This is a genomic window from Neptuniibacter sp. SY11_33, assembly GCF_047778025.1.
Classification (GTDB): Bacteria; Pseudomonadota; Gammaproteobacteria; order Pseudomonadales; family Balneatricaceae; genus Neptuniibacter.
Map to the genome: position 1 here is coordinate 2,998,383 of NZ_CP180543.1, position 13,610 is coordinate 3,011,992.

General features: G+C 45.1%; 14 protein-coding genes. 2 read left to right on the forward strand and 12 right to left on the reverse strand.

From position 1 onward, the window contains the following. Positions 1-3: 3 nt before the first annotated feature. The 6 genes from hscB to ACMXYV_RS14185 form a co-directional block, all read right to left on the reverse strand. Positions 4-531: a Fe-S protein assembly co-chaperone HscB gene (gene hscB, locus ACMXYV_RS14160; RefSeq protein WP_415889103.1), complete on the reverse strand. Its 528-nt coding sequence runs from the start codon at positions 529-531 to the stop codon at positions 4-6. 17 nt (positions 532-548) lie between these two features. Further along, positions 549-875, reverse strand: coding sequence for an iron-sulfur cluster assembly protein IscA (iscA, locus tag ACMXYV_RS14165; protein WP_415889104.1), 327 nt, complete (start codon positions 873-875; stop codon positions 549-551). A gap of 34 nt (positions 876-909) precedes the next feature. Next, the gene (gene iscU / locus ACMXYV_RS14170) at positions 910-1,293 is read right to left on the reverse strand and encodes a Fe-S cluster assembly scaffold IscU (RefSeq protein WP_415882222.1); all 384 of its coding nucleotides are present in this window, start codon (positions 1,291-1,293) and stop codon (positions 910-912) included. Between the two features lie 29 nt (positions 1,294-1,322). Next, the gene (locus ACMXYV_RS14175) at positions 1,323-2,537 is read right to left on the reverse strand and encodes an IscS subfamily cysteine desulfurase (protein WP_415889105.1); all 1,215 of its coding nucleotides are present in this window, start codon (positions 2,535-2,537) and stop codon (positions 1,323-1,325) included. A 19-nt stretch (positions 2,538-2,556) separates the two neighbouring features. Further along, entirely contained in the window at positions 2,557-3,054 is a 498-nt protein-coding gene (gene iscR, locus ACMXYV_RS14180) for a Fe-S cluster assembly transcriptional regulator IscR (protein WP_415889106.1), read from the reverse strand. A gap of 151 nt (positions 3,055-3,205) precedes the next feature. Next, positions 3,206-3,952: an RNA methyltransferase gene (locus ACMXYV_RS14185; RefSeq protein ID WP_415891451.1), complete on the reverse strand. Its 747-nt coding sequence runs from the start codon at positions 3,950-3,952 to the stop codon at positions 3,206-3,208. 137 nt (positions 3,953-4,089) lie between these two features. On the opposite strand from ACMXYV_RS14185, the gene ACMXYV_RS14190 reads away from it, so the two are divergent. Both ACMXYV_RS14190 and ACMXYV_RS14195 read left to right on the forward strand, forming a co-directional pair. Beyond that, positions 4,090-4,902: an inositol monophosphatase family protein gene (locus tag ACMXYV_RS14190; protein ID WP_415889107.1), complete on the forward strand. Its 813-nt coding sequence runs from the start codon at positions 4,090-4,092 to the stop codon at positions 4,900-4,902. A gap of 326 nt (positions 4,903-5,228) precedes the next feature. Beyond that, positions 5,229-7,112, forward strand: coding sequence for a methyl-accepting chemotaxis protein (locus ACMXYV_RS14195; protein WP_415889108.1), 1,884 nt, complete (start codon positions 5,229-5,231; stop codon positions 7,110-7,112). A gap of 91 nt (positions 7,113-7,203) precedes the next feature. On the opposite strand, the gene ACMXYV_RS14200 is transcribed toward ACMXYV_RS14195, so the two are convergent. The 6 genes from ACMXYV_RS14200 to hflX all read right to left on the reverse strand — a co-directional run bounded on the left by ACMXYV_RS14200 (position 7,204) and on the right by hflX (position 13,609). Then, on the reverse strand, positions 7,204-8,499 hold the full coding sequence (locus ACMXYV_RS14200; protein WP_415889109.1) for an adenylosuccinate synthase: 1,296 nt from the start codon (positions 8,497-8,499) through the stop codon (positions 7,204-7,206). 43 nt (positions 8,500-8,542) lie between these two features. Further along, on the reverse strand, positions 8,543-9,718 hold the full coding sequence (locus ACMXYV_RS14205; RefSeq protein ID WP_415889110.1) for an ATP phosphoribosyltransferase regulatory subunit: 1,176 nt from the start codon (positions 9,716-9,718) through the stop codon (positions 8,543-8,545). 51 nt (positions 9,719-9,769) lie between these two features. Next, positions 9,770-9,967 (reverse strand): DUF2065 domain-containing protein, encoded by a 198-nt coding sequence (locus ACMXYV_RS14210; protein WP_415882228.1) that lies wholly within the window; start codon positions 9,965-9,967, stop codon positions 9,770-9,772. Positions 9,968-10,099: 132 nt separating this feature from the next. Then, on the reverse strand, positions 10,100-10,972 hold the full coding sequence (hflC, locus tag ACMXYV_RS14215) for a protease modulator HflC (protein ID WP_415889111.1): 873 nt from the start codon (positions 10,970-10,972) through the stop codon (positions 10,100-10,102). Beyond that, positions 10,972-12,171, reverse strand: a complete 1,200-nt coding sequence (gene hflK, locus ACMXYV_RS14220) for an FtsH protease activity modulator HflK (protein WP_415889112.1) — start codon at positions 12,169-12,171, stop codon at positions 10,972-10,974. Before hflK ends, hflC begins: the two co-directional genes overlap by 1 nt. 133 nt (positions 12,172-12,304) lie before the next feature. Further along, the gene (gene hflX / locus ACMXYV_RS14225; protein WP_415889113.1) at positions 12,305-13,609 is read right to left on the reverse strand and encodes a ribosome rescue GTPase HflX; all 1,305 of its coding nucleotides are present in this window, start codon (positions 13,607-13,609) and stop codon (positions 12,305-12,307) included. Position 13,610: the final 1 nt, after the last annotated feature.

Sequence of the window (13,610 nt, forward strand, 5' to 3'; positions counted from 1 at the left end):
GCGTCAGCCATCCAACCGATCTTCAAGACGCTCAATCTCGACTATCAGTTTTTCTAAAAATTGCATTTTGCGCACAATGACAGCAGCATCTTCTAACCGTTCTGACTGATAACACTGTGCAAACTGTTCCCGTAACTGCCCTAACGATTCAGCCACATCGTTCTGCATTGATTCAAGCTCTTCAAATGGATCATCTTGATCAGGAATTTCTTCCAATTGCTCACGCAGTTCCATCTGCTGCATTAAAAACATCGGATCAATAGCAGTAGAAGACTCACTAATCGTATCAATACCCTGCAATGACAGCAGATATTGAGCACGTAGCAATGGTGAGCGCAATGTAGCAATGGCTTCATTCAGATGCGCCATATACTGAACAGCTAAGCGCTGTTCACGCTCAGATTTATGCGCATAGCGATCTGGGTGAAGTGTTTTTTGCAGTTCACGGGATAGATCAGACAAGACTGCCTGATCTACATGAAATGATATCGGCAGGCCGATAAAATCAAAATAATTCTTATTGATATCCATCGTTCTGCCAAGAAGAATTAGACGTTAAAGCTTTCGCCGCAACCACATTCGCTAGAGACATTAGGGTTATTAAATTTAAACCCTTCATTAAGTCCCTCTTTAACAAAATCCAGCTCAGTACCATCAAGATACAATAGACTCTTTGGATCTATCACAATCTTAACGTCTTGCGGGCCCTTGAAAATTTCATCTTCAGAATTCACTTCATCAACGAACTCAAGAACATAAGCCATACCGGAACAACCTGAAGTACGCACACCCAAGCGAACACCTTCGCCGTGACCGCGTTTCTCTAGATAGCGCGCAACATGATCTGCTGCAGCATCAGTCATGGTAATTGCCATAAACGTCTAGCTCTCCCAACAAATAAGTCGAGTCTTATTTGTCTTGTTTTTCTTTATAGTCTGCAACAGCAGCTTTAATTGCATCTTCAGCCAATACTGAACAGTGAATTTTCACTGGTGGTAGCGCTAGCTCTTCAGCGATAGCTGTATTTTTAAGCTCAGCGGCCTCTTCAAGAGACATACCTTTAACCCACTCAGTAACTAGTGAGCTCGATGCAATTGCAGAACCGCAACCGTAAGTTTTGAATTTAGCATCTTCGATAATGCCCTCATCACTTACTTTAATCTGCAGACGCATAACATCACCACAAGCAGGCGCTCCAACCATACCTGTACCAACGTTACCATCGTTATCATTCATTTTGCCGACATTACGAGGGTTCTCGTAATGATCAATTACTTTCTCACTATAAGCCATGACGACCTCCAAATAGTCTTAGTGCCAGATCAGTGATGTACCCACTCAACCTTGCTCAGATCGACACCGTCTTTAAACATATCCCACAGAGGTGAGAGCTCACGCAATTTGCTAACTGCATCTTGAATTTGAGCAGCTGCATAATCCACTTCTTCTTCAGTAGTGAAACGACCAAAGGAGAAACGAATAGAACTGTGTGCTAGTTCATCATTCAAACCTAATGCACGTAGTACATAAGAAGGCTCTAAGCTAGCAGATGTACAAGCTGAACCAGATGATACCGCGAGATCTTTCAGCGACATCAACAAAGACTCACCTTCTACAAAAGCAAAACTAATATTTAGGTTACCTGGAACACGCTGCTCTTTAGAGCCATTTAGGTAAACCTCCTCCATTTCACCCATACCTGCCAAGAAGCGATCACGCAATGCGATGATAAGCGCTGTATCTTTTGCAAGATCTTCTTTACAAATACGAGCAGCCTCACCCATACCTACAATTTGGTGAGTTGGTAACGTACCAGAACGCATACCACGCTCATGACCACCACCATGAATTTGAGCTTCTAGACGTACACGAGGCTTGCGGCGAACAAATAACGCACCAATACCTTTTGGGCCGTACATCTTGTGGGCAGAGATAGATAGTAAATCAACCTTAGCTTTACCTAGATCGATCTCAATTTTGCCCGCACTTTGAGCAGCATCAACGTGGAAGATAATACCTTTCGAACGAGTCAGTTCACCAATCGCTTCGATATCAGTGATCGTGCCTACTTCGTTGTTAACATGCATAAGAGAGATGACGATCGTGTCTTCACGAATCGCTTCAGCTACCGCTTGCGGCTCAATCAAACCATCAGAGTTTGGCGTTAGGTAAGTAATTTCGAAACCTTCACGTTCCAACTGACGGCAAGTATCCAAAACGGCTTTATGCTCGATTTTAGACGTAATAATGTGCTTGCCTTTCTTCTGATAGAAATGAGCCGCACCTTTAATAGCTAAGTTGTTAGACTCGGTCGCACCTGAAGTCCAAACAATCTCACGCGGGTCAGCATTAATAAGATCAGCAACCTGACGGCGAGCAGATTCAACTGCTTCTTCCGCTTTCCAGCCGAAGAGATGTGAGCGTGAAGCTGGATTACCAAAGTTGCCATCCATTGTTAGGCACTCAGTCATCTTTTCAGCAACTCTAGGATCAACCGGGGTAGTTGCAGAATAATCCAGATAAATCGGTGTTTTCATTCATTCTCTCCAAGCGAGTTTAAACGATCGCTTTTTCACTGCAGTTCAAATTTTCTGCGCCAATCAAAACCTGATCCATCTGGATTCGGTCCTGACGCTCAGAGGTCACCTGAACATCTTTTCTTACAACCAGATCAGCTAACGTAATCCCACTTAAGAAAGCGTGAATCTGGTCGCTTAAATCACACCAAAGGTGGTGGGTAAGACACTTTTCTCCACCCTGACAGTCACCTTGGCGATTACATCCAGTTGCATCTACTGATTCATTCACAGCATCAATTACTTGAGCTACATTGATGCCTGCTTGCTCACGATTTAGTTGATAACCACCACCTGGACCACGAACACTACGAACAAGTTCGTTACGGCGCAACTTAGCAAAAAGCTGCTCCAGGTATGACAATGAAATGCCCTGTCTTTCAGAGATATCAGCCAGACTAATCGGCCCCTTACCTTCATGAAGAGCCAAATCCAGCATCGCTGTAACGGCATAACGCCCTTTAGTTGTTAATCGCATAATTTCCGCCTTCACGCGCAATAGCATTTGCGCGGCATTATGCAATACCCGACTAAAAAGGTCAACTAAATACCCTACTATTATTGTAGGTCTTTATATTCTTTATCGCGCGAATTCTAACACGAAATATTCGCAACCGAACGCCTAAGGTTCAATCTTTAGCATTAGAATTCTTTTGCGTAGCCGTCAAAATCCCTCTCAACACGTTAACTTCTACTTTATCCAGCATAGCCCGTAGATACAGTCTCCGTAGTCTTGGCATTAATTGACGAGGATTTTCAGGGTCTAAGAAATCGATATCAACAAGCGTCTCTTCAAGGTGCTTGAACAAACGCTCAAGATCACCACTATCAGCAAGCTCGATATCCCAGTCCGTACCCCATTGCGGCTTGTGCTGCTCATTCTCTTGCGCATAAATGGAAGCCATGCGTAATTCATAGGTAATCACCTGCACTGCTGCCGCAAGATTCAACGAACTAAAATCCGGATTTGAAGGTATATGCACGTGATACTGGCAGAGGTGTAGCTCTTCATTGGTCAAACCACGATCTTCACGACCAAAAACAATCGCAATTTTCTTATCTGCTGCAATTGGCTGAACAATCGCCGCCAACTCGCGCGGATCAACAACCGGCCAAGGGATATGACGACCTCTAGCACTAGTCCCAACTACGATCTGGCAATCCGCAATCGCTTCTTCAAGCGTGCCATGAATGACAGCACCCTCAAGCAAATCAGTGGCTCCTGCCGCTCTTGAATCCGCATTCACATGAGGAAACTTTTTAGGCGCTACCAGATGCAACTCTCCCAAAGCCATATTTTTCATAGCCCTCGCTACTCCACCAATATTACCTGGATGAGTTGTATTAACGAGAACAATGCGAATATTTGCAGACATAGACCTTGCCACCACAGTAAATGAAGGCGCGTATTCTAACAGAGCTGCAAACAATTGAGCCACTTATTCACAGCATCCCCTATCCTCAGGTATAATACTTTTTTAATTTTCCCGAATATTCTTCAGGTTCCTAACAAATGCAACCCATGGTTAATATTGCACTGCGCGCAGCACGCGTTGCAGGCGAGCAGATCGTCCGCGCTGTAGAGCGTCTGGATTTGGTTAAATCCGAACAATCTGATGTAGCTAAGCTTCTAAGCGACACATGCGAAAAAGCAGAGCTAAGCATTGTTCACACCATTCAAAAAGCCTATCCAAATCACAAAATCGTGGGTGAATACACAGGCGAACACGCACCTCTGAGCGAAGGACCTGAATTCTGCTGGACGATTAACCCTATCGACAGCATTTCTAACTTCACCAATGGTTTGCCGGTTTTTGCAATTAGCATGGCTGGTCAACAAAATGGTCGTACAGAGCACGCCCTAATCCTGAATCCAATTACAGGTGAAGAGTTCACCGCTAGCCGCGGTGATGGTGCGCAGCTAAACGGCAAACGCCTACGTGTTAGCAATCATAAAACTGTTGAAGGATCTTTGATCGGCACAGGTTTCTTTAATCGCCCAAGCGATAAAGCACACCTAGAAGCCTACCTAAACATTTTCCGCGACATGACGCTAACTGGCGGCACTATCTATAACGGCGGCTCTCCAGCGTTAAATCTTGCTTATACAGCAGCTGGTCGCATTGATGGCTTTTACCAAATTGGCCTCAACCCTTGGGAAATGGAAGCCGGCCTCTTACTCGTACAAGAAGCAGGCGGTCTTGTAGGTGACTTTATGGGTGGTAACGCTTTCCGCCAGAGCGGCAGCTTAATTGCTGGCAACCCTAAGATGTTTAAAGCTATCTTAAAGGGCCTGCAGTCTTCTTTAACTGAAGATCTTAAATAAGCTTTTTGTAAGCAATAAAAAAAACCGGCCACTTGCCGGTTTTTTTTCGTTTCATATATCACTACATTGGCGGCAATCCAGCCCAAACTTCGGAATCACCTCTCCTTACGGCCCTACCGATTACCCTAGCTCGCTCTACATAAGGGCTATCCAATCCACTAAATTGACCCATCTCAGTCCATAAGAACTATTCAATTGACAAAAACCCATACTAAAGGATAAGTTGGTATTCTATCTATCTATATTGGTATTACCAATTTACCAAAATAGACCTTGAGCACAAAACGCCCAACCCACGATAAAAATAAAAAAGAGAAGATAGAACAATGCTCCAACTAACCTTTAAACAGAAACTGATAGCAGTGGTTGCCATCACCTTGGCGGGCATTAGCTATTTAGGCTTCACTGCTTTTTCCAGCTTATCTAAACTAAATAATTCAGCACAAAAAGTATCAAGCCTCACAGCAACTAGCGACCTTCTCTCCAGCTTGCAACTAGAACTACTAACCCGAGAGAATCAAATATCCCAACTGAGTGAGCAAAATTTAATACAATTTCAGCAAGGGCTTGATGGTCTGATCAAAGATTATGAAACCGAATTGACTCAGGCCCTAGAAACGACAACAGACCCCCAACTGCAAAATGAGCTTAAGAAAATTTCTCAACTGTTCACCTCCTACGGCCAAAACCTTTCGTCTCAAGTAAGTTCTCTCGCGAAACTCGGGATGAACAATGATACAGGTCTACTCAAACCACTTACTGAATCTGCCGCAGAGCTGGAAAACCAACTATCCACATTCAGCATGCTGTTACAGCCTTTTATTATTGCCCGTCAGTTGGAAAAAGAATTCTTGATCAAGCCAAGCAACCAGGGAGCTGAAAAGCTAAACCAACAGATAAACAAGGTAGCTCTCGAGGTTAAAGATGCAGAATTCTATGACACCTTCGGACCGCACATTGAAACATATCAAAAGAATATGCGAGCAGTTGTCGCTGCAGCAGTTAACCTGAATCAAAATACACAGCTACTTAATAGCTCCAGGGAAACATTCAAGCAACAAAGCAAATCCACACAGCACTACCTAAAATCTGACCTACTATCGAAAGCCCAGACTGATGCAGTCAACGCCACAGACAGCACTCAGTGGACCCTAATCTCAGTAAGTGCATTTATTGCCATTGGCATTTCTATCATACTGGCTACAACCGGATTAAATGCCACTCGATCGCTCAAGCGTATCATTACGCAATTAAATTCCATTGCTTCAGGTAATCTTCGCCAACTCCTAGGCACAGGAACAAACAGTGACGATGAGTTTAATCAGGTTGCCTCTGCGGTAAACACTATGACCAAAGATCTACGCCAAGTGATTGGTCAGGTGATTAAAGATCAGGGCGAACTATGTACCCAGGCACAGGAACTCTCTCAATCGGTTCAAACCATTGCGAGCAATAACCGCAAGGTATCCGATCAATCCAACACTCTCGCCAGTGCCACCGAACAGATAAGTACTACTACGGAGCAAGTTGCTAACCGTGTCCAAAACTTACAGCAAGACAGTAAAAGCGCCCATAGCTCTGCAATAAATGGCGGAAAAATTATCAGTGACGCTATGCAGGCTTTGAGCAATACCGCAGAAGTAGTTGAAGACTCTTCCCAACAACTTATCCAACTAGAAAGACATTCACAGGAAATTGATAAAGTTCTGATCATTATCAACGACCTTGCCGACCAAACTAACTTACTCGCATTAAACGCAGCTATTGAAGCGGCACGCGCTGGCGAAGCAGGTCGCGGTTTCTCGGTTGTTGCCGATGAAGTTAGAACTTTGGCGGAAAGCACCGTTAAAGCAACGGGTGATATTACTGAAACAGTTAGAGCTATACAGCAACAAACTCGATCTGTTATTGACGTGATGGGAAAAAGCCAAGCCTGTATTGAATCAGTAAAAATTCAAGGTGATCAAGCCCAGCTTGCTGTAGAACAAATTGAGCAACAAACCCAACAAGCATTTGTTATAAGCGCTGAGATTACCTCTGCTATAGACGAAGTAGCGCATACTACCCGCGAAATGGCTTCTAGCATGGACCAAATCGCTCACGGCGTAGAGCAGAACAGCTCCGCTTCACAATCGATCGTTTCATCTATAGATCATCTTAAGAAGAGAGCTGAACAGATGACCACTATGACTGAGAAATTCCAGCACTAGCTCGTAAACACAAAAAAGCCCTGCTCTTGCAGGGCTTTTTTGTGATTTAGAAAATATTTCTAAACAAGCAGTTTCTCTACTTTCGTAAAGATCAAGCTTCGTACGGGTTACGCAGTACGATAGTCTCGATACGGTCTGGACCAGTAGAAATAATATCCACAGGCGCTTCAACCAACTCTTCTAAACGCTTGATGTACGCTACTGCTTCAGCAGGTAGCTCATCCATCGACTTAGCACCAACAGTAGAGCCAGCCCAACCAGACATAGTCTCGTATACTGGCGTTACTGCTTCGTAGTCTTCGCTACCGCTTAGAGAAGCAACAACATTGCCTGCAGAGTCTTTATAACCTACACAGATACGGATCTCTTCCATACCATCAAGTACGTCTAGCTTAGTTAGGCACAAGCCTGAGATTGAGTTGATCTGGATAGCATGCTTAACTGCAACAGCGTCAAACCAACCACAACGACGCGCGCGACCTGTAGTCGAACCGAACTCATGACCACGCTCAGCCAAACCTTCGCCCACTTCACAATGAAGTTCTGTCGGGAAAGGACCACCACCTACACGTGTTGTATACGCTTTAGTGATACCCAGAATGTAATCTAGGTACAGAGGACCAAAACCACTACCCGTAGATGTACCACCGGCAGTTGTGTTTGAAGACGTTACGTAAGGGTAAGTACCGTGGTCGATATCTAGCAATGAACCCTGAGCACCCTCAAACATGATGTTCTTGCCCTGCTTACGCAGGTCATGAAGCATAGACGTCACATCAGCAACCATTGGCGCAAGTTCTTCACCCATAGCCAATGCTTCGTCTAGAACTGTTTGGTAATCAACAGCGTCAACCTTGTAATACTCAACCAACTGGAAGTTATAGTATTCGATAACTTCTTTCAGTTTTTCTGCAAAGCGCTCTTTATCTAGAAGATCAGCCAAACGAAGACCGCGGCGAGCCACTTTATCTTCATAAGCAGGACCGATACCACGTCCTGTAGTACCAATCTTAGCTTTACCACGCGCAACTTCACGCGCTTGGTCCATAGCAATATGGTATGGCAAGATAAGTGGGCAAGAAGGGCTCAAGCGCAAACGCTCGCGAACAGGTACATCCGCTTCTTCCAAACCTTTAATCTCTTTCAGCAATGCTTCAGGAGAAAGCACTACACCGTTACCAATCATGCACACGACATTTTCGCGTAAAATACCTGAAGGAATCAGGTGCAAAACTGTTTTTTCGCCATCAATAACCAGCGTGTGACCCGCATTGTGACCGCCTTGAAAGCGCGCCACTGCAGAAGCCTGATCCGTAAGCAGATCTACGATCTTGCCTTTACCTTCATCACCCCACTGGGTACCCAGAACAACTACGTTTTTGCCCATTGTTGCCTACTTGAGATTACTTAAGAATAAAATTTTTTACTGATCACAGGCCGCTAACGACCCATTCTCCATCACGTTGTACTAGCACAGTAGTACACTCTTTTGCCGGTTCAGCGCCCGGTAACGCATAGATAACTTTTACACCTTCAGAACGCAGCTGACTTACCTTAGCCAATAGTTCTGCATTCTCTTCCGCTGGCGCTAGTACAATCTGCTTTTCATCAAGAACAACAGAAGAAAGCTCAACCAACGTTTTTAGATCAGCACTAAAGCCTGTAGCTGGACGCGCGCGACCGAAATCTCGACCGATCTCATCGTAACGACCACCCTTTGCAATAGCCTGCCCAAATTCAGGCGTATAAGCAGCAAATACCACGCCTGTGTGGTAGTTGTATCCACGTAATTCACTCAGATCAAAATACTGATCCAACTGTGGGAAACGCAAAGCAATACGCTCTGCCAACTGCTGCAAATAATCGATAGCTTCAAGCACTTGCGCTGGCGCAGTCGAGAACAGCTCACGCGCTCGAGCTAAGACATCGCTACCACCATTAAGTGACGGCAACGCTGCCAAGAAAGATTTACTTGTATCATCTAGATCTAGCTGCTCAACGAACAACTGAAGTTCCGGTAGCGCTTTACGCTGCAGAATATCCAGATACTGCTCTTTGTCATCTGCAGACAGCTCGATCATCTCCATCAAACCAGAGAACACGCCAACATGACCTAGATCGATACTAAGATCACGATCTACTCCCGCTGCATGCATGGTTTCAACCATCAGAGAGATCACTTCTACATCACTCTCAATACCTGAATGACCATAGAGCTCGGCACCCAACTGCAAAGGGTTACGAGAAGCTAGAGGCTGAGTTGGCAATGCATGCACAACTGAACCACAGTAACAAAGACGAGTAGCACCAGATTCACGTAGACGATGCGCGTCAATACGTGCAACCTGAGGCGTTATATCAGCTCGGAAGCCTAGCGTGTGACCACTAATTTGATCAGTTACCTTTACAGTGTTCAGATCAAGATCATGACCCACACCTGTAAGCAGAGATTCTAAATGCTCCATCACTGGAGGCATAACCTGCTCATAGCCCCAATGCTCATACAGATCCAATAAACGTCTGCGTAAAACCTCAACGCGACGAGCCTGCGGTGGAAGTAATTCTTGTACACCTTCCGGTAGCAGCCAACGATCTGCCAATGCCATGTGGTACTCCGTATCTTATAAAACAACACGCCGATCTATAACGACTCGGCTTTAATTCACTATATAAAGTGCAACCAGACCCAACAGCATACTCACCAAGCCTATAAGGCGCAGTGACCGATCACTGATCAACGAAAGCTGCTGAACCAAATTACGCCAGCGCTGTGGATAAAGAAAAGGAATAACCCCTTCCAAAATCAGCATCAAGCAAAAACCAACAGCAAGTGAATGCAGTAGTTCGGATGACATGCTTACTTCAGCCTATACAATCCAATTGCCACAAAAAAACCGGGCTTTAACCCGGTTTTGCTATTCTACCACGGAATCAGGGGAATGCCTTCCCCTGATCCGTTTTTTTGTACATTTTTACGCCAGCCATTGTTACTTGGCTTTTGGTGCTCCCAAATATTTAAAGAAGTCACTATCTGGCTTAAGCACTAGAACGTCACCACTCTGACCGAAAGACTCACGATATGCCTGCAAGCTGCGGTAGAAAGAGTAAAATTCTGGATTTTCAGAGTATGCTTCAGCGTAGTTTTTAGCCGCTACGGCATCACCTTCACCACGAATCTCTTCTGATTCACGGTAAGCTTCTGCTTCAATAACCGTCTTCTGACGATCAGCATCAGCTCGGATACCTTCTGCTAGCTCTTTACCACGCGAACGTAGCTCACGTGCTTCACGCTCACGCTCGGTACGCATACGATCATATACTGACTCAGATACTTCTTGAGGAAGATCGATTCGTTTTACACGAACATCAACAACCTCAACACCCAACTTATCGATAACTACTGGGCTGATTTCGCTGATTAGCTTGCGCATAAGCTCTTCACGCTCACCAGATACCACTTCCGTTACCGTACGCGCACCAAACTGGTTACGCAGTGCAGCATCAACACGCTGTGACAGAAGATTTGCGGCGTTAAACTCATCACCCGAAGTCGCTGTGTAGTACTTTTGCACATCTTTAACACGCCATTTCACAAAAGAGTCTACGATCAAACGTTTCTTCTCAAGTGTAAGATAAGCCTGAGGGCGCGCATCCAACGTCAAAATACGCGAATCGAACTTACGCACTTTGTTTACAATTGGAATTTTAAAGTGAAGACCTGGACCTACATCGGCATCAGACACCTCACCAAACTTAAGTAATACTGCACGTTCAGTTTCTTTTACGATGTAAAGAGAGCTCTGACCAACCAGCACTAATACAGCAAAAATGATTACGAAAAATAGTGATTTAGACTGCATTATCGACCCTCCCGACGACTACCTTGGCGCTGACGTAGCTGATCAACCACTTGATCAGTCACCTCACGAAGGCTCTGACTATCTAGTCGCATTGAGCGATTACTATCACCTGTTACTGGACGATTTTGCATAATCTTATCCAGCGGCAGGTACATCATGTTATTTCCACCCTCTACATCAACTAGCACTTTAGGGTTCTGAGAAAGAACTTCCTGCATAGTGTCTAGGTATAGACGCTCACGCGTTACTTCAGGTGCTTTTTCATACTCTGTTAACAAAGCAGTGAAACGTTTAGCATCACCCTCGGAGCGAGCAACAACTTGCTCTTGGTAAGCGCTTGCCTCTTCAAGCATACGCTGCGCTAGACCACGTGCTTCAGGAATAATACCGTTGGCGTAAGATTCCGCTTCGTTCTTAACACGAACCTCATCTTCTCGCGCCTTGATCACATCATCGAATGCATCTTGCACTTGGTTAGGTGCTTTCGCTTCTTTGATGTTCACTTTAGAAATCTGAAGACCTGTACCGTACTCATTCATGTAGTTCTGGATACGATCCTGAACTTGAACCGACAAAGTTTCACGACCTTGCGTCAAGAGAGAGTGCATATCAGTAGAACCAACCACATGACGAAGAGCCGATTCAGCCGCATGTGACAGACTTGATTCAGGGTCACGTACAGTCAGCACAAAACCTTTAGCATCAGAGATCAGATACTGAACCGTCATTTCGATATCGACGATATTCTCATCTTTAGTCAGCATTAGGGCACGATGATCACGAGTACGCAGACGAGTTGTATTAACAATCTCAACCACATCGATCATAGGTGGATTCCACTGTAGACCTGGACCTACGGTTTCGCTGAACTTACCAAGTCTTAGTACTACACCACGCTCTTGTTGGTCAACGGTATAAAAACCCATAGCAGCCCAACCTAGAGCAGCAATCAGAAGTACGGCAAAGAAGAAGCCAGAACCAGAGGAGGAGGAAGAGCCGCCACCATCACCGCCATAGCCACTGGATTTTTGACCGCCACCGAAGATGCCGTTCAATTTATCCTGTAGCTTACGTAGCGCTTCATCTAGATCAGGAGGTCCCTGATCACCACCACCTTTATTACCCCCGCGGTTATTGTTATTACCGCCACCCCAAGGGTCCTTATTATCACCGTTACCACCAGGCTCATTCCAAGCCATACGTCACTCCGTATAAAAACAACATGTTAGGTAGATTAAAACATATATCAGCGAAAAATATTATTCGCCAGATATTACCCCCCAATTAACTAAAATCGAGGTTTTGAAACTTTTTACTCGACAGGCTGAGTCCTTACCAAGGATTTACTTCGACAGGAAAACAACGATCACGTTCCATTCCCAACCGACTCAACAACTGCAGCATGTCTTTTTTCTGTATACGCACTTCCAAAATAATAGATCCTTTTTCATCTACTTGTTCAGAAAGTACGGCACCGCTCTCATATAATTTAGCTCTAAACTGACCTTCTTGCGGCTGCAGGCACACGTTATCATGAAATACATCATCTGCAAGTAGCTCGTTGACCGCCTGAAAGAGTAGATCATGCCCTTCTCCCGTGACTGCGGACAACCATACACGACTAGGCTTACCATCTTCATCACGGTCGATACGAGGCTTACGCCCTTCAATCAGATCAATTTTGTTATACACCTCCAAAACTGGCACTTCATCCGCACCAATTTCAGCCAGCACATTTTCCACCTCAGCAACATGGTCATGACGGTCGTCGTCATGAGCATCGATCACATGAAGCAACAAGGTCGCCTCTATGGTTTCTTGCAGGGTCGCACGAAATGCTTCCACCAGCTTATGTGGAAGATGACGAATAAAACCTACAGTATCTGCCAGAATAGCCTGACCAATATCTTCGACTTCAATCCGACGCAAAGTTGGATCTAGTGTTGCAAATAACTGGTCTGCTGCATAAACCTCAGAAGTCGTCAGCGAGTTGAACAGCGTTGATTTACCTGCGTTGGTATAACCCACCAGCGATAAAGTTGGTACTTCAGCGCGTTTACGCGAACGCCTACCCTGCTCTCGCTGCTTGCGAACCTTCTCTAAGCGTTTGTGGATAGATTTTATCCGAGCACGAAGTAATCGTCGGTCCGTTTCTAGCTGAGTTTCACCCGGACCACGTAGACCGATACCACCTTTCTGACGCTCAAGGTGAGTCCAACCACGTACAAGGCGGGTCGACATATGATCAAGCTGGGCTAGCTCAACCTGAAGTTTACCTTCATGGGTTCGCGCACGCTGAGCAAAGATATCCAAAATAAGGCCTGTACGATCAAGTACCCTACTTTGAATCTCTCGTTCGATATTACGCTCTTGAGCGGGACTTAAAGCATGGTTAAAGATCACTAATTGCGCATTATGCAGATTAACTAGCTCGCGCAATTCGTCTAGCTTTCCCTGACCAATAAAAAACTTCGGATTAGGATGAGAAAGAGACCCAGTCAAAAATTCGACTGGGTCTGCACCTGCAGATAGGGCTAGTTCTTCGAGCTCTTTAGGACTTTCTTGGTCGGCCTCAGCAGCCAGATTCATATGAATCAAAATGGCGCGTTCGCCACTTTTAGGACGTTCAAAGAACAAT

Excerpts from the sequence above, each read along its gene's own strand:
- iscU (WP_415882222.1), bottom strand. The coding sequence starts at position 1,293 with ATGGCTTATAGTGAGAAAGTAATTGATCATTACGAGAACCCTCGTAAT.
- ACMXYV_RS14175 (WP_415889105.1), bottom strand. The coding sequence starts at position 2,537 with ATGAAAACACCGATTTATCTGGATTATTCTGCAACTACCCCGGTTGAT.
- ACMXYV_RS14205 (WP_415889110.1), bottom strand. The coding sequence starts at position 9,718 with ATGGCATTGGCAGATCGTTGGCTGCTACCGGAAGGTGTACAAGAATTA.
- ACMXYV_RS14190 (WP_415889107.1), top strand. The coding sequence starts at position 4,090 with ATGCAACCCATGGTTAATATTGCACTGCGCGCAGCACGCGTTGCAGGC.
- ACMXYV_RS14185 (WP_415891451.1), bottom strand. The coding sequence starts at position 3,952 with ATGTCTGCAAATATTCGCATTGTTCTCGTTAATACAACTCATCCAGGT.
- hflK (WP_415889112.1), bottom strand. The coding sequence starts at position 12,171 with ATGGCTTGGAATGAGCCTGGTGGTAACGGTGATAATAAGGACCCTTGG.
- iscA (WP_415889104.1), bottom strand. The coding sequence starts at position 875 with ATGGCAATTACCATGACTGATGCTGCAGCAGATCATGTTGCGCGCTAT.
- hflC (WP_415889111.1), bottom strand. The coding sequence starts at position 10,972 with ATGCAGTCTAAATCACTATTTTTCGTAATCATTTTTGCTGTATTAGTG.
- hscB (WP_415889103.1), bottom strand. The coding sequence starts at position 531 with ATGGATATCAATAAGAATTATTTTGATTTTATCGGCCTGCCGATATCA.
- iscR (WP_415889106.1), bottom strand. The coding sequence starts at position 3,054 with ATGCGATTAACAACTAAAGGGCGTTATGCCGTTACAGCGATGCTGGAT.
- ACMXYV_RS14200 (WP_415889109.1), bottom strand. The coding sequence starts at position 8,499 with ATGGGCAAAAACGTAGTTGTTCTGGGTACCCAGTGGGGTGATGAAGGT.
- ACMXYV_RS14195 (WP_415889108.1), top strand. The coding sequence starts at position 5,229 with ATGCTCCAACTAACCTTTAAACAGAAACTGATAGCAGTGGTTGCCATC.
- ACMXYV_RS14210 (WP_415882228.1), bottom strand. The coding sequence starts at position 9,967 with ATGTCATCCGAACTACTGCATTCACTTGCTGTTGGTTTTTGCTTGATG.